Here is a 20,426-nt window from a genome sequence, read left to right on the forward strand (position 1 = left end):
GGAGAGCGTCATGAAGGTCGGCATGGTGGCACACCACTACCCGCACGCGGCGCACCGCGCGGAGTTCGTCACGCGCGTACGCCGCGTCGCCGAGGAGTTCCGGCGCACGCCCGGGTGCCTGTCGGCGGACTGCTGGCTGGCCGCGGACGGCGACGCGGTGGTCTCGATCGTGGAGTGGGAGTCGGAGGAGGCGTCGGCCGCGTCCCTCGCCGCCGTGCAGGCGGCGGCCGGACTCGACCTCGCCTACGACGAGCGGGAGTCCCGGCCGCGCGAGATCGTACGGCTCGCGGCGCCCTGAGCGCCGGCCGGGCGGGTCACCGGCCCTTCCCGCCCGCGGCCGCCCGGCGTCAGGCCGCCGCTGTCGCGGCGTGCCGGCAGTGCGTGCACAGCAGGCGGCGGCCCGCCGAGTGGGCCGTGCTGCGGCCCAGGCCCGCCGTACGGTGGACCGTCCGCGCAACGGCGGCGGCGTGCGCGGCGCACGCCGCCGCGCCGCAGTCCGCGCAGACGGCCAGCGCGGCGGTCTCGCGGCCGAGTTCCGCACAGTCGAAGCACTGCATTCAACAACTCCTGGTGAGCTTGGTTCCGTGATCGCCGGAAGGGCGACCGTTCTGACTGAACGGCATCCGGCCCTCGCGCATTCCGGGAATTCACGCGCGGTGACCACCGTCACGGTGCCGCGGAATTCGGCGGGCGCCCAGGCCCCTTTTCTCCCGGGAACCGCATTCCTGGTAATGCCACTGCCACCCGGCAATCCGGCCGGCCCGACCCACTCGGCCCTCCTGGCCCGCCCGCTCAGCCCTCCCCCACCAGCCGGCGCAGCTCCCGGTCGGCCGCCGAATCCGGCTCGGCCAGGTACACCACCACGGCCTGGTCCGGCTCGTCCGGCAGCCGCAGCGTCTCGAAGGACAGGTCCAGGGCGCCCGCGCGCGGATGGTGCAGCGGCTTGCTGCCGTACGTCTTGTCGCGGACGTTGTGGTCGGACCACAGGCGGCGGAAGTCCTCGCTGTGCTCGGTGAGTTCGGCGATCAGCGCGGCCAGCTTCGGGTCGTCCGGGTGCCGTCCGGTGTCCAGCCGCAGGAACGCCACCGTGTCGTCGGCCTTCTGCTGCCAGTGGACGTACCGGCGGCGCGCGGACCGGTCGAGGAACGTGAGGCGGGCGAGGTTGCGCTCCCCGGGCGGCAGGGCCGGGAAGTCGGCGATCAGGATGCGCGCCAGCTCGTTCCAGGCCAGCACCTCCTGGCGGCGGCCGACCACGTAGGCGGGCGAGTGCTCGAACGTCCGCAGCAGCCGCAGCACGCCGGGCCGCACCTCCTGGCCCTGCCCGGCGGCCGGCTGGCGGGCGTCGTCGTGGCGGCCCTCATCGCCGCGCACCAGCGCGTACAGGTGCGCCCGCTCGTGTGCGTCGAGCCGCAGGACGTGCGCGATGGCGTCCAGCACCTCGGCCGAGGCGTGGCCGCCGCGGCCCTGCTCCAGGCGTACGTAGTAGTCGACGCTGACCCCGGAGAGCTGGGCGAGTTCCTCGCGGCGCAGCCCCGGCACCCGGCGGCGGCCGCTGAAGCCGGTGCCCGGCCGCAGGCCCGCGTCCTCGGGGCGTACCCGGGCCCGCCGCGATCGGAGGAATTCCCGTAGTTCGGCCCGCCGGTCCATCGTCGCCACCTTCGATACCGCGGGCCGCGCACGCTTCGCCGCGGAACCCGTACTTTCCTGCATCCCTGCTTCTTCGCCGCTTTCCCGCTCGCTCCGCCGCTGCGCTTTCCGCATTCCTCATTCTCACGCAATCGCTTTCCGGCCGCGGAGGAAGCGGAACCGCCCAGCGTACTTCCGTACCCCCGGCAAAGCTGTGCGAGGCTGGAAGGCCGTACGCACGCGCCGTCCGCCCGCGTACCGCCGCACCCCGCACACGCCGCGCCCCGCGCCCGTACCGCACCCCGTCCCGGAGGGAGACCGCCATGCCGCAGTCCGTCGACCGTGCCCTGGACCTGCTCGACGCGGTCGCCGCGGCGGACGGCCCGGTGACGGCGAAGGCCCTGGCCCGGCAGCTGGACTGCGGCCTCTCCACGGTCTACGACCTGCTCGGCTCGCTGACCGAGCGCGGCCACCTGGCCCGTACGGCCGCCGGGTACACCCTCGGATACCGCGTCCCGGCCCTGCACCAGGCTTTCCAGCGGCAGTTGCGGGTCGACGAACGGGTGCACGAGGTGCTGCTGCGCCTGCGCCGCTCCTCCGGCGCCGACGTCTTCTTCAGCACCTACCGGGACGGCGAGATCGCCGTGCTGGACGGCGCCGCCGGCCCGGAGTCCGCCTTCTCGGTCGGCCAGGACACCGCCGCACACGCCACGGCGCACGGCCGCGCCCTGCTGGCCGCCCTCCCCGCCGCCACCCGGCGCCAGTACCTGGCCGCCGGGGGCATGCGAGCCCGCACCGCGCGCACCATCACCGCCCCGGAGCGGCTGGAGCGGGAACTGCGCCGGGTCCGCCGGGACGGCATCGCCGTGGAGCGGGAGGAGGCCGCGTCCGGGATGGCGTGCGTCGCCGTACCCGTACCGCTACGCCCCGGCGGCCCCGGCACCCCCACCACACTGACCGCCGTGTCGGCCGCGCTCCCGGTGGAGGACTTCGCCCGCCTGCGCGCCCCGCTGACCGAGGCGCTGCGGCGGGAGGTGGCGGCGCTGGGATGAACGGCGGCGCCGGGTCCTGATCCGGTGGGGCGCGTCGGCCGTCAGCTCGCAGGGCGAGCCGGAGCGCCAGCCGGGGTGCCGGGCCCGCCACCGCGGCCGGTGTCCTCGCCGTCCGGGAGGCCGGACGACGCGCCGTACGACGCGCCGTACGCCGTCAGTGTCAGTACCAGCAGCGCCAGGACGGCCATCAGCACCGCGAACGCCGCCCAGCCGACCAGGCCGACCGCGAAGGCGCCCAGGACGGCGTGCACCACGGCGCAGGTGATGAGGGCGATGCGTCCGAGCGTGCCGGGCGGGCGGTCGCGCAGGCCGATGCGGGCCAGGAGGGCGGCGCAGGACACCAGGTAGAGCGCGAAGACGGCGCCGAGTACCCAGGCGCCGGTGGACATCACGCCGGGGTCGACGCCCGCCATGGACATCTGCTGCTTGTCCACGACGATGCTCAGGACCCAGTTCAGGAAGAGGATGCCGAGCGCCTCCAGCACCAGCACCACCGCCGCCGCCCACGCCACCGGCCTGCGTGCCGCCACCCCGTCCACCCACTTCCCGGTCACGCGTTGCGCTGTTACCGCGAGTACGAAAGAACACCGGGCACGCTACTCCTGAGTACCCCCCGCGCTGCAAGAGCCCGGAGCCGGGTATGAGCACGGAAACGGAACGGGCCGGAGGAGCGGTGCCGGCCGTGGGACGCGAGCGGACGCGTCCGGGGGGCGGCACGGACCGGACCCGGACGCAGCGGCGGGCAAAGATTCTTTCGCCCATTCGTAGGGACTCCACAAAGAAACGGGGTTCCGGTGAACGGAAGGGAGGCGAGACCTTGCCCACATCTTGATCACCCCACGGGCCCCGGAATACGGGCCTACCCTGGGATACCGGGGGCCTGCGGTCCCGTATCCGCACCGGGCACACGCTCCGTGTGGGCAAGCTCACTACCGGGAACGGGTCGGCACGCGGTGTCGCCAGTCCCTAAACTCGCGACGTCCTATTTTGTTGCGGCGAAGCGCCAAGGAGGAACCGATCGTGCGCAAGGTGCTCATCGCCAACCGAGGCGAAATCGCTGTCCGCGTTGCCCGGGCGTGCCGGGACGCCGGAATCGGGAGTGTGGCCGTCTACGCCGACCCCGACCGGGACGCCCTGCACGTGCGCGCGGCGGACGAGGCCTACGCACTGGGCGGTGACACCCCGGCCACCAGCTACCTCGACATCACCAAGGTCCTGGCCGCCGCCGCCGATTCGGGTGCCGACGCCATCCACCCCGGCTACGGCTTCCTGTCGGAGAACGCCGAGTTCGCCCAGGCCGTCCTGGACGCCGGGCTGACCTGGATCGGCCCGCCCCCGCAGGCCATCCGCGACCTGGGTGACAAGGTGGCGGCCCGTCACATCGCGCAGCGTGCCGGTGCGCCGCTGGTGGCCGGTACCCCCGACCCGGTCTCGGGCGCCGAGGAGGTCGTGGCCTTCGCCGAGGAGCACGGCCTGCCGATCGCCATCAAGGCGGCCTTCGGCGGCGGCGGACGCGGCCTGAAGGTCGCCCGCACCCTCGAAGAGGTGCCGGAGCTGTACGACTCCGCCGTCCGTGAGGCCGTGGCGGCCTTCGGGCGCGGCGAGTGCTTCGTCGAGCGTTACCTGGACCGTCCGCGGCACGTGGAGACGCAGTGCCTGGCCGACAAGCACGGCAACGTGGTCGTCGTCTCCACCCGTGACTGCTCGCTCCAGCGCCGCCACCAGAAGCTCGTCGAGGAGGCGCCCGCGCCGTTCCTGAGCGAGGAGCAGAACGCGGAGCTGTACCGCGCGTCCAAGGCCATCCTCAAGGAGGCCGGCTACGAGGGCGCGGGCACCTGCGAGTTCCTGGTCGGCCAGGACGGCACGATCTCCTTCCTGGAGGTCAACACCCGCCTCCAGGTCGAGCACCCGGTCACCGAAGAGGTCACCGGCCTGGACCTGGTCCGCGAGATGTTCCGCATCGCCGACGGTGAGGAACTGGGCTACGACGACCCGGCGGTGCGCGGCCACTCCTTCGAGTTCCGCATCAACGGCGAGGACCCGGGCCGCAACTTCCTCCCGGCCCCCGGCACGGTGACGACGTTCGAGGCGCCGGCCGGTCCGGGCGTGCGGCTGGACGCGGGCGTGGAGTCCGGCTCGGTCATCGGCCCGGCCTGGGACTCGCTGCTGGCCAAGCTGATCGTCACCGGCGCCACGCGTGAGCAGGCGCTCCAGCGCGCCGCCCGCGCGCTGGGCGAGTTCACGGTCGAGGGCATGGCCACCGCCATCCCGTTCCACCGCACGGTCGTCAAGGACCCGGCGTTCGCGCCGGAGCTGACCGGCTCCACCGAGCCGTTCCGGGTGCACACCCGGTGGATCGAGACGGAGTTCGTCAACGACATCAAGCCGTTCGCCGCGCCCGGCACCGACGAGGCCGAGGCGGACACCCGCGAGACGGTCGTCGTCGAGGTCGGCGGCAAGCGCCTGGAGGTCTCGCTGCCGTCCTCGCTGGGCATGCCGCTGGCCCGCGCCGCGGTCGCCGGCGGTGCCAAGCCCAAGCGCAAGGCCGCCAAGAAGTCCGGCTCCGCCGCCTCCGGCGACACCCTCGCCTCGCCGATGCAGGGCACCATCGTCAAGGTCGCCGTGGAGGAGGGCCAGCAGGTCGCCGAGGGTGACCTGGTCGTCGTCCTGGAGGCGATGAAGATGGAGCAGCCGCTGAACGCGCACCGCTCCGGCACCGTCAAGGGCCTGACCGCCGAGGTCGGCGCCTCGCTCTCGTCCGGCGCGGTGATCTGCGAGATCAAGGACTGACGGCCGGTACGGGACGGTCGGTACGGCCGTCCGGTCCGCCAGCGCGGGGGTCCGGGGCACTTGAGTGCCCCGGGCCCCCGCGCCTTTCATGGAACGCATGGATGCGCACCTCGCGGCCCTCGCGGCGACCGCCGCCCAGCAGCTGTTCGCCCGGTCGCGGACGGACCGGTGGCACCGCTGCCGGGACGAACTGACCGGCCTGCTCGCCCGGTTCAGCCCCGGCGGGGTCGACCGTGAGGCGCTCACCGACGAACTGGAGGACTCCCGCGAGGAATTCCTGACCGCCCGCCTGGAGGGCGACCCCGCCGCGGCCGCCGACGTGGAGGCCGGCTGGCGGGCCCGGCTGCGCCGTCTGCTGCGCGCGTCGCCCGCCCTGGCAGGCCCGTTGCGGGACCTGCTGGCCCGCTGGAGCGCGGCGGACGACCGGTGTCAGGGCGCGGGTCCGTACCGTCCCGGGCCCGGCGTCAGGAGGTGTTGACCACGTCCTCCGGGAACGTCAGCTGCCGGCTCATCCACTGGAGCGCGGCGGGCAGTTCGCGCCGCCAGGTGGCGAAGTTGTGGCTGCCCTGGTCGAGGATGACCGACTCGGCCTTCATCGGCGGCTTGACCGCGTTCAGGAACTCCTTCGCCGCCGGGTAGTTCTTCTCCCCCTCCCGGCTGGTGCCGATCAGCACCGAGACCTGCGGCGCGGGCAGGTGCGCCAGCCGCCACATCAGGTCGTGCTCCCGCTTGCGCGCGACGCGCTCCTTGCCGTCTCCGAAGAGGTTGCCGGTGGTGGGGTCGCTGGTGACCTTGTAGTCGGGCGAGAGGGCCGCCGCCGAGGTGTACGTACGGGGGTGCCGCATGGTCAGCTGGAGGGCGCAGCTGCCGCCGGACGAGTAGCCGAGCAGCCCCCAGCCGCTGGCGGCGTGGCCGACCCGGTAGTGCTCCTTCAGCGCGGTGGGCAGGTCGCTCGCGAAGAACGTCTCCGCCTGCGGGCCGTCCGGCACGTCCACGCACTGGGTGTCGCGGGGCGGCGCGATGGTGGGCCGCAGCATGACGATGACGGTGGGCTGCATCTTCCCCTTGCCGATCAGGCCGCCGGCGGTCTGCGGCACCCGCAGGTGCTGGCCCAGCAGGAAGTGGCCGCCGGGGTAGCCGCTGATGGCGACGATGACGGGGAAGCGCTGGCGCTCGTACTGCTTCTGGAAGTACTGCGGCGGCAGGTAGACGAACGCGGGGTCGACGGCCTTGGTGCGCTTGCCGACGATCCGTACGGACTCCACCCGGCCGGCCTTGTCGGGCGGCCCCTTGGGCAGGCCGTGCACCTTGTCCAGGTCCTCGGTCCCCGCGGGCTGCACCAGCCCCTTCGACGGGTCGCCGACCGGGCCCGCGCCCCCGTCGCCCCACTTGGCGACCGCGCCGGGGGCGTCGTCGTACAGGCCGAGCAGTTCGTGCCAGGAACCGTAGAACTGGAAGTTGGCGTTCACCACGAGGCCGAGCGCGGCGACGACGGACAGCTGGGTGGCGAGGATGGAACCTATCCGGCCCAGCCAGGCCAGCGGGCCGCGCCTGGCGAAACGCGGCCACTGCCAGAGCGTGAGTCCCACGCACACCACGGCGACCGCGATCATGGTGTACAGCAGCGATCGGCTGGTCAGTTCCATTGCTTCCCCAGGTGTTCCCGCACGCGTTCGGACGGCCTCTGCAGACCCCATTGCGCCAGGTTTGATGTCCCCCGGACGTGCTCCGTTGCCGCCTTGGCCACTTGTTCGCCGAGGCGTCCGCGCCGCCTTCCCTCCCGGTCATCCGCGGGCCGCCTGCCGTCCACCCCGCGCGCCGGGCGGCGCCCGGCCGGCGCGGGGCGCCGTCCCGGTCCGAAGGCTGGCGGGCCGGGGGCAGTGGCATCCTGGGGGCACCGGTCCGCTGGAGGGCCGCGCTCAGGGAGGACGGCGAGGACGGCGATGGTGACCGAGACGGCAGGGCAGGAATCCGTACGACCCATGCGTGCCGACGCGCGCCGCAACTACGAGCGGCTGCTGGCGGTGGCCCGCACGGCCTTCACGGACCACGGGACCGACACCTCGCTGGAGGACATCGCACGGCGTGCGGGCGTGGGGATCGGCACGCTCTACCGGCACTTCCCCAACCGGACGGCCCTGATGGGCGCCGTGTTCCAGGGCGAGGTGGACGCGCTGCTGGCGCACGCCCGGGAGCTGAGCGACGCGCCGCAGCCGTGTGCGGCGCTCGTGGAGTGGCTGCGGGCGATCATCACGCATGCCAGCACCTACCGCGGGCTGTCACGGGCGCTGATGGCCGCGCCCGGCGACGCCAGTTCGGGGCTGTCCCGGTGCAGCGTCCCGATGCGCGAGGCGGGCGGCGAACTGCTCAGCCGCGCGCAGCAGGCCGGTGCCGTACGGTCCGATGTGAGCATCGGCGATCTGATGCAGCTGACCAACGGCATCGCCCTGGCCGCTGAGGAGTCACCGGACGACCCCCGGCTGGCCGACCGGCTGCTCACCCTGACGCTGACCGGGCTGCGCGCCGAGCAGGGGTGAACGGGGCCGGGTGCTGCCGTCCGCCCGGCCGTTCACCGTGCGGTGCCGCGTGGCACCGTCCGTCCGGCCGTTGACCGTGCGGTGCCGGCGCGGCCGTACGCACGCCGGCACCCGCTCAGCGACGGCGCGGCGCCAGGTCGGCGACCCGGCCGCCCGGCGGCTCCGCGAGCGGAGCCGCCGTACGCAGCTGGGGCCCGGAACCGCCGCCGCCCGGTGCCAGATTGCGCCGCTGGCCGGGCAGCGGCACGTCCCGGCGTGGGCCGCGGCGGTCGGCCGCCACCACCTCCGGTGCCTGCTGGGCGGCGCCGGCCCCGGGGCCGCCGGCCACCGCGATCTGCACCCCTTGGTCGGCCAGGGCCTGCAGTTCGGTCGCGGCCCGGTCGTCGTGGCCCGGCGGCTCGTCGGTCACCAGCCGGGTGATCACGTCGGTGGGCACCGTCTGGAACATGGTGTCCGTACCGAGCTTGGTGTGGTCGGCGAGGACCACGACCTCCGCCGCCGCCTGCACCAGCGCCCGGTCCACGCTCGCGGAGAGCATGTTGGACGTGGACAGGCCGCGCTCGGCGGTCAGGCCGCTGCCGGAGAGGAAGGCGCGGGAGACCCGCAGCCCCTGGAGCGACTGTTCGGCCCCGCTGCCGACCAGTGCGTAGTTCGACCCGCGCAGGGTGCCGCCGGTCATCACGACCTCGACACGGTTGGCGTGGGCCAACGCCTGGGCGACCAGGAGGGAGTTGGTGACCACGGTCAGACCGGGCACCCGCGCGAGCCGGCGGGCCAGCTCCTGCGTGGTGGTCCCGGCGCCGACCACGATGGCCTCGCCTTCTTCGACGAAGCCGGCGGCGAGATCGGCGATGGCCGTCTTCTCCGCGGTCGCTAGATGGGATTTCTGTGGGAAGCCGGACTCCCGGGCGAAACCGCCCGGCAAGACCGCACCGCCGTGCCGGCGGTCGAGCAGTCCTTCTGCCTCCAGCGCCCGCACGTCCCGCCGTACGGTTACTTCGGAGGTCTGGACGACGCGGGCGAGCTCACGGAGCGACACCGCTCCGTTCGCGCGCACCATTTCGAGGATCAGTTGGCGACGTTCTGCAGCGAACACGAAACTGACAGTAACGCCAACGACCGTCTGCTTTCAGCAGGTTGCACCAATTAACGGAAGTTGTTCGTTCCCGACCCTCGCACGTGGTATATGCCGCTGGCCGGTCACTCAGCGACACCAGACTGCCACGAACCGGCCCCCGCCGCCTGCCTTCCGCGGCAGGACGGCACCGGAAGCGGTACGGGGAGCGGCCCGGCGCGCGGGCGGGCGCACCCCGCCCCACGGGGTGCCGCACCGCGTGCCGGGCGGTCCGTTCATCCGGCTGGCCGCGGTCTATTCGCTGGACATCTTGCGCGTGTGCAGCTGCCGCGCCACCTCGGCGATCGAGCCGGACAGCGACGGGTAGACGGTGAACGCGCTGGCGATCTGCTCCACCGTGAGGTTGTTGTCCACCGCGATCGAGATCGGGTGGATCAGCTCGCTGGCGCGCGGCGAGACGACCACACCGCCCACCACGATGCCCGTGCCGGGGCGGCAGAACAGCTTGACGAAACCGTCCCGGATGCCCTGCATCTTCGCGCGCGGGTTGCGCAGCAGCGGCAGCTTGACGACCCGGGCGTCTATCCGGCCCGCGTCCACGTCCGCCTGGCTGTAGCCGACGGTGGCGATCTCCGGGTCGGTGAAGACGTTCGCGGAGACGGTCTTGAGGTTGAGCGGCGTCACCGCGTCACCCAGGAAGTGGTACATCGCGATCCGGCCCTGCATCGCGGCGACCGAGGCCAGCGCGAACACGCCGGTGCAGTCGCCCGCCGCGTAGACGCCGGGGGCCGAGGTGCGCGAGACCTTGTCCGTCCAGATGTGGCCGGAGTCCTTCAGCCGTACCCCGGCCTCTTCGAGCCCGATGCCCGCGGTGTTCGGGATGGAGCCCACCGCCATCAGGCAGTGCGAGCCGGTGATCGTACGACCGTCCGACAGGGTGACCTCCACACGGTCGCCCACCCTCTTGGCGGAAGCGGCCCGCGAGCGCGCCATCACGTTCATGCCGCGGCGGCGGAAGACGTCCTCCAGGACGGCGGCGGCGTCCGGGTCCTCTCCCGGGAGCACCCGGTCGCGGGACGAGACGAGGGTGACGCGGGAGCCGAGCGCCTGGTAGGCACCCGCGAACTCGGCGCCCGTGACGCCGGAGCCGACCACGATCAGCTCTTCCGGCAGCTCGTCCAGGTCGTAGACCTGCGTCCAGTTCAGGATGCGCTCGCCGTCGGGCTGGGCGTCCGGGATCTCGCGCGGGTGCGCGCCGGTCGAGACCAGGACCGCGTCGGCGGTCAGCGTCTCCTCCGTACCGTCCGCGGCGGTGACCGTGACCGTGCGGGAACCGTCCGGCGACTGCCCCGGCTCCAGGCGGCCGCGGCCGCGCATCACCCGGCCGCCCGCGCGGGTGACGGAGGCGGTGATGTCGTGCGACTGGGCGAGCGCGAGGCGCTTCACCCGGCGGTTGACCTTGCCGAGGTCCACCCCGACGACGCGCGCGGGACGGTCGATCGGGGGCGTGTCGTCCGCGACGATGATGCCCAGCTCGTCGTAGGACGAGTCGAAGGTGGTCATCACCTCGGCCGTGGCGATGAGGGTCTTGGACGGGACGCAGTCGGTCAGCACCGACGCCCCGCCCAGGCCGTCGCAGTCGACGACGGTCACCTCCGCGCCGAGAGAGGCGCCCACCAGGGCCGCCTCGTATCCGCCGGGTCCGCCACCGATGATCACGATCCGAGTCACGTCCTCCATTGTCCCGTACGCCCGCGCCGGGTTACCCCCCGGGGGCCGCCGTTCGAACCTCACGTACCACGAGCGCACCCCCTGACCTCCCGTACCCTCGGAACCATGTCGCTCTACGCCGCGTACGCCGGCAACCTCGACGCGCGGCTGATGACCCGCCGCGCTCCGCACTCGCCGCTGCGCGGCACCGGCTGGCTCAACGGCTGGCGGCTCACGTTCGGCGGGGAACAGATGGGCTGGGAGGGAGCGCTCCCGACGATCGTCGAGGCCCCCCGCTCGCAGGTCTTCGTCGCCCTCTACGACATCGCCCCGATGGACGAGGAGTCCATGGACCGCTGGGAGGGCGTGGGCATGGACATCTACCGCCGGATGCGGGTGCGGGTGCACACCCTCGACGGTGACGAGGCCGCGTGGCTGTACGTCCTCAACGGGTACGAGGGCGGGCTGCCCGCCGCGCGCTACCTGGGCGAGATCGCGGATGCGGCGGAGTCGGCCGGGGCGCCGCACGACTATGTGATGGAGCTGCGGAAGCGTCCCTGCTGAAGGGGCGCCCGGCCGCCGTGCGCGGCCCTTCGTAGAGAGCTACGAACAGATCCCCCGGATGCCGTCGGCCGGGACATCTACGCGCGTAGGCATTTACCGGCTACCCTCGTCCGCGTGAACGCATCTGTTACCCCGGACATCGCGCGCGACCCGCAGGGCGCCGCCGCCGACGCCGCCGCCCGCCTGCGCGAGCTCACCGGCGCCGAGACCCACGACGTCGCCCTGGTGATGGGCTCCGGCTGGGCTCCGGCCGCCGAGGCCCTGGGCGCGCCCGAGCACGAATTCCCGGTCACCGAGCTGCCCGGCTTCCCGGCGCCGGCCGTCGAGGGCCACGGCGGCAAGTTCCGCTCGTACAAGATCGGCGAGAAGCGGGCCCTGGTCTTCCTGGGCCGTACGCACTACTACGAGGGCCGCGGTGTGGCCCCCGTCGTGCACGGTGTGCGGACCGCCGTCGCCGCCGGCTGCAAGACCGTGGTGCTCACCAACGGGTGCGGCGGTCTGCGCGACGGCATGCGCCCCGGCCAGCCGGTCCTCATCAGCGACCACCTGAACATGACCGCCACCTCCCCGATCGTCGGCGCGCGCTTCGTCGACCTGACGGACCTGTACTCGCAGCGGCTGCGCGCGCTGTGCAAGGAGGTCGACGCGACGCTGGAGGAGGGCGTGTACGCCCAGCTCCCCGGCCCGCACTACGAGACCCCGGCCGAGATCAAGATGCTCCGCACCCTGGGCGCGGACCTGGTCGGCATGTCCACCGTCCTGGAGGCCATCGCCGCCCGCGAGTCCGGCGCCGAGGTGCTCGGGCTGTCGCTGGTGACGAACCTCGCCGCGGGCATGACCGGCGAGCCGCTCAACCACGAAGAGGTGCTCCAGGCCGGGCGCGACTCCGCGACCCGCATGGGCAGCCTGCTCGCGCAGGTGCTCGGCAAGCTCTGAGCCGCGCGCGGCAGAGCAGTAGCAGCAGTGCAGCAGGAGTACGGGGCGTTCTCGGAACGCCCCGTACGTCGTACGCGGCGCGCGCGGCCGGTGTCCGCGCGCCCGCCGGTCGAACAATCGCGCGGAGTGGGTAAGCGTTAACGCGCCGAGCGCTTCCCCCACCACCGCAACCAGAGGCAGGAGCATCACGTGGCAACCGATCCCGCGGAGCTGATCAGCCGGGCGAAGGCATGGCTGGCCGAGGACCCCGACCTCGAAACCCGCGAAGAGCTGGGCAAGCTGATCGACGCCGAGGACCTGGACGAGCTGGCGGCCCGGTTCGCGGGCACCTTGCAGTTCGGCACCGCCGGGCTCCGCGGTGAGCTGGGCGCGGGCCCGATGCGGATGAACCGCGCCGTCGTCATCCGCGCGGCGGCCGGGCTGGCCGCCTACCTCAAGGACCAGGGCCAGGCCGGGGGCCTGGTCGTCGTCGGGTACGACGCCCGCTACAAGAGCGCGGACTTCGCGCGGGACACCGCGGCCGTGATGGTGGGTGCCGGACTGCGCGCCGCGGTGCTGCCGCGTCCGCTGCCCACCCCCGTGCTGGCCTTCGCCATACGGCACCTGGGTGCCGTCGCGGGCGTCGAGGTCACCGCCAGCCACAACCCGCCGCGCGACAACGGTTACAAGGTGTACCTGGGCGACGGCTCGCAGATCGTGCCGCCCGCCGACGGGCTGATCGCGGAGCGGATCGCGGCGGTGGCCTCGCTGAACGACGTGCCGCGGCCGGAGGAAGGCTGGGAGGTGCTGGGCGAGGACGTCCTCCAGGCGTACCTGGAGCGTACGGACGCGGTGCTCACGCCGGGCTCGCCGCGCGACACCCACGTGGTCTACACGCCGATGCACGGCGTCGGCCGGGACGTGCTGGTATCCGCCTTCGCGCGGGCCGGTTTCCCGGCGCCGACCGTGGTCGCCGAGCAGGCCGAGCCGGACCCGGACTTCCCGACCGTGGCCTTCCCCAACCCGGAGGAGCCGGGCGCGATGGACCTGTCCTTCGCGACCGCGCGCTCCGTCGGCCCGGACATCGTCGTCGCCAACGACCCGGACGCGGACCGCTGCGCCGTCGCCGTGCCGGCCCCCGGTACCGAGGCCGGCTGGCGGATGCTGCGCGGGGATGAGGTGGGCGCGCTGCTGGCCGCGCACCTGGTGAGCAAGCAGGCGTCCGGCACCTTCGCGACCACGATCGTGTCGTCCTCGCTGATGTCGCGGATCGCCGCCGCGGCCTCGCTGCCGTACGAGGAGACGCTGACCGGCTTCAAGTGGCTGGCCCGGGTGGACGGTCTGCGGTACGCGTACGAGGAGGCGCTGGGCTACTGCGTCGACCCCGAGGGCGTACGGGACAAGGACGGCATCACCGCCGCCCTGCTGATCACCGAGCTGGCGGCCGAACTGAAGCAGTCCGGCCGCACGCTGACGGACCTGCTGGACGACCTGGCGCTGGAGTTCGGCCTGCACGCCACCGACCAGCTGTCGGTCCGGGTGGAAGATCTGTCGCTGATCGCCGACGCCATGCGGCGGCTGCGCGAACAGCCGCCGGCCGCGCTGGCGGGCCTGCCCGTGTCGTCCTCCGACGACCTCTCCCAGGGGACGGACACGCTGCCGCCCACCGACGGGCTGCGCTACTACCTCGCGGAGTCGGAGCAGGACGGTGTGGAAGCCGGCCGGGTGGTGGTCCGGCCCAGCGGTACCGAGCCCAAGCTGAAGTGCTACCTGGAGGTCGTGGTGCCGGTCGCCGACGCCCAGGGGCTGGGGGCGGCGCGCGCCAAGGCCGACGCGGTGCTCGGCGCGATCAAGGCGGACCTGTCGGCGGCGGCCGGCATCTGAGCTGATCGCGCCTGATCGCGCTTGATCGCGCTTGATCGCGCACACGGCTGTCATCGAGGACGGGCCCCGGGACCGCGGCGTTCCGGGGCCCGCTCCGTTTCCCCCGTACGGGTGGCAGCCGTACGGCACCTGCCGCAGCGCGCCCGTCCGGCGGCCGGCGCTCCGGGACACCCTGGTCTGGTCCGACAACCTGCCCGGCCCACCCAGGAGTTGCCGCAGTGTCCCCGACCGCGCCCGGCACGGCCGCGTCCGCTCCCGCCGTGTCCGACCCGACCGCGCCCGATCCGGCCGCCGTCTTGGCACCGGTGGCGGGACCCGCTCCCCGCGGCCCCGCCGCGCGGGCGGCCGGGGCCCTGCTGCGCCGCGCCGGGCCCGCGCTGCTCGGCTACGCCGCCGTACGGCTGCTGGGCACCCTCGTGCTGATGAAGTGGGCGCATCTCCAGCACCGCGGTCTGTGGCCGCTGCTGGCCGACCGGTGGGATTCCGGCTGGTACCTGGGGATCGCGGACCACGGTTACTCGTTCGCGTTCGACGAGAACGGCTCCGACGAGAGCAACCTCGCGTTCTTCCCGCTGTACCCGGTGGTGGTGAAGGCCGTCGCGGGGGTGACGCCCGGCTCGCGGGCCTCGGTCGGGGTGGTCGTCGCGGTCGGCTGTGCGCTGCTGGCCGCCTGGGGGATCTTCGCGGTGGGCGAGCGGCTGTACGGGGCGCGGGTCGGCACCGTACTGGCCGTGCTGTGGGGTGCCACGCCGGTCGCCGTCGTGCAGTGGATGGGCTATACGGAGTCGCTGTTCACGGCGCTGGTGGCGTGGTCCCTGTACGCCGTGCTGACCGACCGCTGGGTCACGGCCGGTGTGCTCTGTCTGCTCTCCGGTCTCACCCGTCCCACCGGTCTCGCGCTGGTCGCGGCGGTCTGTGTCAGCGCCGTCGTCGCCCTGTGGCGCCTGCGCCGGGCCGCCGCTGCGGAGCCCGCGCCGGCACCCGCGTCCGGCAGGCCGGCCACTCCGGCGCGCGCTCCGGCACCCACCGTGGCATCCGCTCCGGTGCGCACGCCGGACTCCGCGCCGGAGCCCGCGCGGGGGCCCGGCCCGGACCCCGCGCCCCTCGCCGCGCCCCTCGCCGCGCCCCTCCCCGCGGACCGCGACCGGGTGCGCCGCATCGTCCTCGGCGCGCTGCTGGCGCCGCTCGGCTGGCTCGCGTACGTCGGGTGGGTGGGCCTGCGACTCGGGCGCGCCGACGGCTACTTCGCGGTCCAGCGGCAGTGGGCGAACCAGTGGGACGGCGGCAAGGAGACGCTGCGAACGCTGCGCGACCTCTTGATGTACCCGTCGCGCCCGCAGCTCTTCCTGGTAGTGGTGGCGCTGGTGCTGATCGTGTCGGTAGCGCTCTTCATCCTGTGCGTGGGCGACCGGCAACCCCTGCCGTTGCTGGTCTTCAGCGCCGTCCTGCTGCTGATCGTCCTGGGCAGCGGCGGCGTCTTCTTCCCCCGGGCCCGCTTCCTGCTGCCCGGATTCCCGCTGCTGCTGCCCCTGGCCCTGGCGATCGCCCGAGCACACCGCCGCGTCGCCGTGCTGGCCCTGGCGGGGGCCGCGCTGGGGTCGGCGTACTTCGGGGCGTACATGTCGCTGGTGTACGGCGGCCCGCCGTGACGCGCCCGCGCGCCGGGACCGTACGGACCGCTCAGGCGGCGGGTCGGTGGCGGAGGTGGCGGAGGTGGCGAAGTGAATCATGGCTTCGGAGCGGGCGGGCAGGGCCTCGTAGTCGCGGGCCAGGCGGCGGTGGAACATCAGCCAGCCCAGTGCCCGTTCCGCCGCCCACCGCTTGGCGACCGGAGTGAAGCCTCTGGTCCCGAAAGCGCGTTGGACGATTTCCATGTCGATGCCGAGTCGGGCGGCGTGCTCGACAAGGTGCTGGCGGTGGCCGCCGTCGACCCAGATCTTGCGCAGGCGGGGGTGGGCGGGCGGCGATGTGGCCGGCCAGCCGGGTGCCGGCGACGGAGTCCTGGACGCCGGCCGCGGTGACCAGCACCGCGAGCAGCAGCCCGAGCGTGTCGATCACGATGCTCCGTTTGCGGCCCACGATCTTCTTCGCCGCGTCCGTGCCCTGGCCGGCGGCGGGGACGCTGGTGCAGGTCTTCACGCTCTGCGCGTCGATCACGCAGGCCGACGGCTCGGCGTCCCGCCCCTGCGCCTGCCGTAACAGGCTCCGCAGCAACCCGGTGAGCTGGGTGAAGACGCCGTCGTGCTGCCACTTGGCGAAGGTGTCCGTAGACGGTCTGGTGGGGCGGCAAGTCGTGGGGCAGGCAGCGCCGGGGGATGCCGGTGCGGTCGACGTAGAGGATGGCGTCCATGATGCGCCGCAGGTCGTGCTCGGGCGGGCGGCCGATGGACAGGGCGTGGTGGCGGCGCCGGGTCCGCCGGGCGGTGAGCGCGGGTTCGATCAGTGCCGAGCGGTCGTCGGACAGGTCGCTGGGGTACCCGTCGCGCGAGGTCATGTCTGGGAGGTACCGCGCGGCGGCCGGCCTGGCGAGGGGGCGAAGGACCGCGGACCGCCCCGTCGGGGGAGGAGACGAGAGGTGCCGGGATGAGACAGGTCCTCTGCCGTCACACCCGCACCGGCCGGTCCACCGGCCTCTCTCACCCCGAGCCGACGGACCGGCCGAACCCGAACGAGACGCGATGAGACAGGACCAAACGCCCAGTCAAACCCACGTCGAATACTTCAATCAGAGTGAGAGGACATGCCCCGATAGGACATGCCCCGAGGGGACACGCCCCGATCTCGCGCTCGAACCTCCGCTATGAAGTCGTCCAATTGAGCTCGGGCCTTCAACAACTTACTGATACAACCATCCAAGACATGCCTCTGCTCAAGGAGCACAGCCGTTGTCCGAGACACACCCTGATGCGGTTCCTGATCGCAATGCTGCTTGAGTTCGCGGATTTCCCGAGTCGACAAACCCACCGACAGTAGCGCCTGAATGAAGCGCACTTGAGCAACGTCTGCCGCGTCGTATATGCGGTGCCCGCCAGGGCCTCGCCGACTAGTCAGCAGGCCCGACTGCTCGTAGTAGCGCAGCGAGCGCACACTAGCGCCCGTGAGTTGCGAGAGCTTCCCGATCCGCATCCCCGACCTCCGTGTGCGGTGCGTTACACCTCTGCCACTTGAAGCTCACATGATGTCAGGTTCTACGGTACCCCACATGACAACCAACGCTCCTATTGGCGCCGGGTTCCACTCCAGGCTCATCGAGACGCGCTTCGGGCGGATCGCCCTCTTCGACACCGATCCGAAAGGCGAAGCACCAGGGGTTCCGCTCTTGTTCGTCCATGGGAACTCCACCTCACGAAAAATCTTCCGCGCACAGCTCTCAGGCGGCTTTGCACAGCACCGCGTGCTGGCAGCGGACCTGCTCGGCCATGGGGATTCGGACGATGCGATCGATCCGTTCGTCGCGTATACACATCAGGGGTATGCAGACACGCTCATCGAAGTACTGGGTTCCCTGGGGATCAAACGCATCGCTGTCGTCGGATGGTCCCTCGGTGGATACATCGGATATGAGCTCGCAGCCAAATTTCCCGGGGTGGCAGCACTCGTCACGACGGGAACTCCCCCGGTGAACGAGAAGACACTCTCTGCGGGATTTTTGGACAATCCCACCTTCGAATACGTCGGGCGGGAGAAACTTACTCCCGCGCAAGCGAGAGAAATGGCCGAACAATCTACAGTTGTTCCTGCGCCACCCGAGGTCCTCGCGGATGCAGTCAGGGCGGACGGACGCGCACGCAAACGGATGTTCGAATCCGTGGTGGCCGGAGAAGGCGTCGACAAGCGGCAACTGGCGATCACACCTCCAGTCCCGCTCGCCATCATCGACGGAGCCGACGATCCGTTCGTCAATCGGGAGCACGTGGACGCCTTGCCGTTTTCCGCTCTGTGGCGCTCGGCTGTGGTCCGCATACCCGGCGCTCGTCACGCTGCCTTCTTCGAGGAGCCGAGTCGCTTCAACGAGCTTGTGCGACTGTTCTTGGCGGACCACAACCTCTGACCTCGTTCTCGCAGAGGAGCCGCCAGCTCACTGACGGACCCTTTGTGGTGAGTTCTGGCTGGGGCCCGGAGTCTGAACAGGTTGAGGGCCCGACCGTCGCGTCGGGTGTGCGCCGGGTTCCAGGGCTCCGGTCAAGGCTGGCTCATCCCGTCCGACCTGGCAGAACACATCGGCCTCCGCACCCGCCAGCAACTGCTCGACGCCGTTGAGGCAGCACAGCATCGTGTCATGGACAAGATCGATACCAAACCCGGTCACCCACGCTCCAAGGACGCCGCCGCCCTACTCCACACAGCTCGACGTGCGGAGATCACGTCCCTCTGGCGCCTGGCCCCGGCACCATGACCGGCAACCGGACCGCGCAGCAACATCTCACCATCCCGGTTCACCGGGTCAGCACATCCCGTGGGCGACTTCGCCACGCTCACGAGATGACCAGGATCAAAAACACCTACTGCCCGGCCGTTTCGTAGGCGGTCGGTCAGGGATACCTACGGTCACCCGCGATCATCTCCGCAAGTACCAGGTCGCGGGAGATGTCTTCCCCGTCGGCGGGCCACCCGTACCGTCCGTACGTCAGATGCCGGGCGAGGGCGTCGATGAGGTGTCCGCGTACACGCGGATCTGACCACCCCCACTCCATCGCGTCGGCCAGAAGGTCCACCGGCGGGAACGCGAGCAGGTACCGCGGCGGCCGGTCGCCCCACTCGTGGTCGCTGTAGTGGGCAAGCGCGGCCCGCGTCGCCGCCACCGTCGCCGGACGCTCAGGGCGGTCCTCCTCCCAGTCCCGCTCTGGCCGGTCCGTGGCGTCCAGGCCGTCGCTGACCGCGCGCACCCCGCGCGGGCCGGTGACGATACCGTCGCTGCCGTCGCTGCCGTCACGACCGCGGGCGTACCGGTCGTCCAGCCGGGCCGCGCTCCGCAACGCGTCCACGGACTCACCCCGGCTGTGCCCCCGCCTCCCGCCTTCCGCCCATTCCGCCCATTCCGCCCCGACATGGGCCCCCTTCTCGTGGGCCGGCTGCCGCGACATTCCGGCTACTCCGCCGATCTGTTCCCAGGTCGCTCCGCACTCGCGGCCGGCGATCGCCGCGCACACGAGCAGGGTGGGGAGGAACGTGTCGCGGATCGTCAGAACGTCGCGCAGGTAGCGCACCGGATCAGACCGGCGCTCCTCGTACACAGGCGGGCACCAGGCCGCGTGCGAGCCCGGCGACGACACGGGCAGACTCAGCGACAGCCGCCACCGCCTCGTCGTGCGGGGACAGCTGGGGCTTCCCGGGCTTCGTATCGGTCATGTCTCCATGCTGCGCCCGTGTGCCAGGCTCAGCCTGACACACGCGAAAACCGGCGCCCCCTGGAGGGTTGAGGCTCCGAGGCCGAGACGCGCGCCCCGCGTTCAACAATCGAACATTTACCGAACGTACGCCGCTGAGCCGCCCTGCGTCCCAATCCCCCGGCCCCCGTCAGAACCGTCCACGTTCCCGTTCATCAACTGCTGGACGAGTAGATCAGCTTGCCCACCGCGGGCTCCTTCCCGCCGACGATCCGGACGCCGCCCCTACAGCGCCACGAGCACCGCCAACGCCACCGCGCCCACCACGCACGGCACCAGAATCTCGTACGCCCACTTCACCACCGGAGCGCCCTGCGCGCCCTCCCGCGCGGCGCCCCGCTCCTGGAGTTCCCGCAGTTCGTCGAGCGACCGGTCGGCGGTGGCGCGCGGCACACCGGCCTCCGTGCCGGGGCCGAGGTGCGCGTCGCGGCCGCCGCGCACCGGGCGCCCGGCGGCGGCGCGCTGCGCCTGCCGGTTCGCCTTCTTGCGCTGCCGCAGCGACACCGGGATCGACCAGAGCTGGTACTTCGTACCGTCCGCGGTGAAGACCTCGCTGGAGAACGACGCCCGCAGGTCGGCGACGGCCGCCCAGGGCAGCGTGATCGTACGGAACGGGTTGCGCACCAGGAGCCGGTCCGCGCCGGCCCGCACCAGCGGACGCAGCGTGAAGGCGACCACCAGCGGCACCACGAAGAGCAGCCCGGCCACCGCCGTGAGCTTGGTGTGCGCCGTGCCGCGCACCAGCGCGTCACCGCCCAGCCAGGCGGCCAGCGCGAGCAGCAGCACCCCGCCGACGAGGGCCGCGGGCGAGCGGTAGCTGCGGTCCGCGTACTGCTCCTGCGGCGTGGAGGACTGTTCCGGGCTCGTCATGCCTGCGATTCTGCCT

19 protein-coding genes and 1 pseudogene are annotated in these 20,426 nt (G+C 72.3%); 10 read left to right on the forward strand and 10 right to left on the reverse strand.

Annotated elements, in window-relative coordinates; translation table 11 throughout:
• Positions 1–10: 10 nt before the first annotated feature.
• Entirely contained in the window at positions 11–298 is a 288-nt protein-coding gene (locus tag OEIGOIKO_RS15450) for an antibiotic biosynthesis monooxygenase (RefSeq protein ID WP_125054549.1), read from the forward strand.
• Positions 299–347: 49 nt separating this feature from the next.
• Here the strand turns inward: OEIGOIKO_RS15450 and OEIGOIKO_RS15455 are convergent, their stop codons facing one another.
• Together OEIGOIKO_RS15455 and OEIGOIKO_RS15460 are read right to left on the reverse strand one after the other, a co-directional pair.
• On the reverse strand, positions 348–557 hold the full coding sequence (locus tag OEIGOIKO_RS15455) for a DUF2180 family protein (protein ID WP_125054550.1): 210 nt from the start codon (positions 555–557) through the stop codon (positions 348–350).
• A 235-nt stretch (positions 558–792) separates the two neighbouring features.
• Positions 793–1,710, reverse strand: coding sequence for a helix-turn-helix domain-containing protein (locus OEIGOIKO_RS15460; RefSeq protein WP_246177353.1), 918 nt, complete (start codon positions 1,708–1,710; stop codon positions 793–795).
• A gap of 239 nt (positions 1,711–1,949) precedes the next feature.
• Here OEIGOIKO_RS15460 and OEIGOIKO_RS15465 point away from each other — a divergent pair, with 239 nt between their 5' ends.
• Entirely contained in the window at positions 1,950–2,678 is a 729-nt protein-coding gene (locus tag OEIGOIKO_RS15465; protein WP_125054551.1) for an IclR family transcriptional regulator, read from the forward strand.
• 41 nt (positions 2,679–2,719) lie between these two features.
• On the opposite strand, the gene OEIGOIKO_RS15470 is transcribed toward OEIGOIKO_RS15465, so the two are convergent.
• Positions 2,720–3,232 (reverse strand): hypothetical protein, encoded by a 513-nt coding sequence (locus OEIGOIKO_RS15470; protein WP_246177354.1) that lies wholly within the window; start codon positions 3,230–3,232, stop codon positions 2,720–2,722.
• A 466-nt stretch (positions 3,233–3,698) separates the two neighbouring features.
• Between OEIGOIKO_RS15470 and OEIGOIKO_RS15475 the strand changes: the two genes are divergently transcribed.
• Entirely contained in the window at positions 3,699–5,468 is a 1,770-nt protein-coding gene (locus OEIGOIKO_RS15475; RefSeq protein ID WP_125054552.1) for an acetyl/propionyl/methylcrotonyl-CoA carboxylase subunit alpha, read from the forward strand.
• 97 nt (positions 5,469–5,565) lie between these two features.
• The gene (locus OEIGOIKO_RS15480) at positions 5,566–5,946 is read left to right on the forward strand and encodes a hypothetical protein (RefSeq protein ID WP_125054553.1); all 381 of its coding nucleotides are present in this window, start codon (positions 5,566–5,568) and stop codon (positions 5,944–5,946) included.
• Here OEIGOIKO_RS15480 and OEIGOIKO_RS15485 read toward each other — a convergent pair.
• The gene (locus OEIGOIKO_RS15485) at positions 5,933–7,114 is read right to left on the reverse strand and encodes an alpha/beta hydrolase (RefSeq protein WP_125054554.1); all 1,182 of its coding nucleotides are present in this window, start codon (positions 7,112–7,114) and stop codon (positions 5,933–5,935) included. The two genes, OEIGOIKO_RS15480 and OEIGOIKO_RS15485, sit on opposite strands and share 14 nt — an antisense overlap.
• 336 nt (positions 7,115–7,450) lie before the next feature.
• Between OEIGOIKO_RS15485 and OEIGOIKO_RS15490 the strand changes: the two genes are divergently transcribed.
• Positions 7,451–8,005 carry a TetR/AcrR family transcriptional regulator gene (locus OEIGOIKO_RS15490; RefSeq protein ID WP_174857163.1) on the forward strand — a complete coding sequence of 185 codons (555 nt, stop codon included), beginning with the start codon at positions 7,451–7,453 and terminating at the stop codon, positions 8,003–8,005.
• A gap of 115 nt (positions 8,006–8,120) precedes the next feature.
• On the opposite strand, the gene OEIGOIKO_RS15495 is transcribed toward OEIGOIKO_RS15490, so the two are convergent.
• A complete protein-coding gene (locus OEIGOIKO_RS15495; protein ID WP_078623926.1) occupies positions 8,121–9,101 on the reverse strand; it encodes a DeoR/GlpR family DNA-binding transcription regulator in 981 nt (326 codons plus the stop codon).
• A gap of 273 nt (positions 9,102–9,374) precedes the next feature.
• Complete coding sequence (locus OEIGOIKO_RS15500) at positions 9,375–10,820, reverse strand: NAD(P)H-quinone dehydrogenase (protein ID WP_125054556.1); 1,446 nt, start codon at positions 10,818–10,820, stop codon at positions 9,375–9,377.
• A gap of 96 nt (positions 10,821–10,916) precedes the next feature.
• Between OEIGOIKO_RS15500 and OEIGOIKO_RS15505 the strand changes: the two genes are divergently transcribed.
• From OEIGOIKO_RS15505 to OEIGOIKO_RS42110, 4 genes are all read left to right on the forward strand, one after another.
• A complete protein-coding gene (locus tag OEIGOIKO_RS15505; RefSeq protein WP_030017478.1) occupies positions 10,917–11,354 on the forward strand; it encodes a gamma-glutamylcyclotransferase in 438 nt (145 codons plus the stop codon).
• 114 nt (positions 11,355–11,468) lie between these two features.
• On the forward strand, positions 11,469–12,290 hold the full coding sequence (locus OEIGOIKO_RS15510) for a purine-nucleoside phosphorylase (RefSeq protein WP_125054557.1): 822 nt from the start codon (positions 11,469–11,471) through the stop codon (positions 12,288–12,290).
• 189 nt (positions 12,291–12,479) lie between these two features.
• Complete coding sequence (locus OEIGOIKO_RS15515; RefSeq protein ID WP_125054558.1) at positions 12,480–14,153, forward strand: phospho-sugar mutase; 1,674 nt, start codon at positions 12,480–12,482, stop codon at positions 14,151–14,153.
• A 218-nt stretch (positions 14,154–14,371) separates the two neighbouring features.
• Positions 14,372–15,802 (forward strand): hypothetical protein, encoded by a 1,431-nt coding sequence (locus OEIGOIKO_RS42110; protein WP_174857164.1) that lies wholly within the window; start codon positions 14,372–14,374, stop codon positions 15,800–15,802.
• Between the two features lie 66 nt (positions 15,803–15,868).
• Here the strand turns inward: OEIGOIKO_RS42110 and OEIGOIKO_RS15530 are convergent.
• Together OEIGOIKO_RS15530 and OEIGOIKO_RS15535 are read right to left on the reverse strand one after the other, a co-directional pair.
• Positions 15,869–16,647: pseudogene (locus OEIGOIKO_RS15530) on the reverse strand (IS5 family transposase); the annotation flags it as partial.
• A 227-nt stretch (positions 16,648–16,874) separates the two neighbouring features.
• Positions 16,875–17,279 (reverse strand): MerR family transcriptional regulator, encoded by a 405-nt coding sequence (locus tag OEIGOIKO_RS15535; RefSeq protein WP_125054559.1) that lies wholly within the window; start codon positions 17,277–17,279, stop codon positions 16,875–16,877.
• A 76-nt stretch (positions 17,280–17,355) separates the two neighbouring features.
• Here OEIGOIKO_RS15535 and OEIGOIKO_RS15540 point away from each other — a divergent pair, with 76 nt between their 5' ends.
• Complete coding sequence (locus tag OEIGOIKO_RS15540; protein ID WP_170251710.1) at positions 17,356–18,204, forward strand: alpha/beta fold hydrolase; 849 nt, start codon at positions 17,356–17,358, stop codon at positions 18,202–18,204.
• A gap of 481 nt (positions 18,205–18,685) precedes the next feature.
• On the opposite strand, the gene OEIGOIKO_RS42240 is transcribed toward OEIGOIKO_RS15540, so the two are convergent.
• Together OEIGOIKO_RS42240 and OEIGOIKO_RS15555 are read right to left on the reverse strand one after the other, a co-directional pair.
• A complete protein-coding gene (locus OEIGOIKO_RS42240) occupies positions 18,686–19,387 on the reverse strand; it encodes a hypothetical protein (protein WP_176602587.1) in 702 nt (233 codons plus the stop codon).
• Between the two features lie 378 nt (positions 19,388–19,765).
• The gene (locus OEIGOIKO_RS15555) at positions 19,766–20,410 is read right to left on the reverse strand and encodes a PH domain-containing protein (RefSeq protein ID WP_125054562.1); all 645 of its coding nucleotides are present in this window, start codon (positions 20,408–20,410) and stop codon (positions 19,766–19,768) included.
• Positions 20,411–20,426 lie beyond the last annotated feature (16 nt).

It is taken from the genome of Streptomyces paromomycinus (assembly GCF_003865155.1).
Classification (GTDB): domain Bacteria; phylum Actinomycetota; class Actinomycetes; order Streptomycetales; family Streptomycetaceae; genus Streptomyces; species Streptomyces chrestomyceticus.

Coding starts and splice junctions, on each gene's coding strand:
- OEIGOIKO_RS15450 (WP_125054549.1), top strand. CDS start 11: ATGAAGGTCGGCATGGTGGCACACCACTACCCGCACGCGGCGCACCGC.
- OEIGOIKO_RS15455 (WP_125054550.1), bottom strand. CDS start 557: ATGCAGTGCTTCGACTGTGCGGAACTCGGCCGCGAGACCGCCGCGCTG.
- OEIGOIKO_RS15460 (WP_246177353.1), bottom strand. CDS start 1,710: ATGCAGGAAAGTACGGGTTCCGCGGCGAAGCGTGCGCGGCCCGCGGTA.
- OEIGOIKO_RS15465 (WP_125054551.1), top strand. CDS start 1,950: ATGCCGCAGTCCGTCGACCGTGCCCTGGACCTGCTCGACGCGGTCGCC.
- OEIGOIKO_RS15480 (WP_125054553.1), top strand. CDS start 5,566: ATGGATGCGCACCTCGCGGCCCTCGCGGCGACCGCCGCCCAGCAGCTG.
- OEIGOIKO_RS15485 (WP_125054554.1), bottom strand. CDS start 7,114: ATGGAACTGACCAGCCGATCGCTGCTGTACACCATGATCGCGGTCGCC.
- OEIGOIKO_RS15490 (WP_174857163.1), top strand. CDS start 7,451: ATGCGTGCCGACGCGCGCCGCAACTACGAGCGGCTGCTGGCGGTGGCC.
- OEIGOIKO_RS15500 (WP_125054556.1), bottom strand. CDS start 10,820: ATGGAGGACGTGACTCGGATCGTGATCATCGGTGGCGGACCCGGCGGA.
- OEIGOIKO_RS15505 (WP_030017478.1), top strand. CDS start 10,917: ATGTCGCTCTACGCCGCGTACGCCGGCAACCTCGACGCGCGGCTGATG.
- OEIGOIKO_RS15535 (WP_125054559.1), bottom strand. CDS start 17,279: ATGCGGATCGGGAAGCTCTCGCAACTCACGGGCGCTAGTGTGCGCTCG.
- OEIGOIKO_RS15540 (WP_170251710.1), top strand. CDS start 17,356: ATGACAACCAACGCTCCTATTGGCGCCGGGTTCCACTCCAGGCTCATC.
- OEIGOIKO_RS15555 (WP_125054562.1), bottom strand. CDS start 20,410: ATGACGAGCCCGGAACAGTCCTCCACGCCGCAGGAGCAGTACGCGGAC.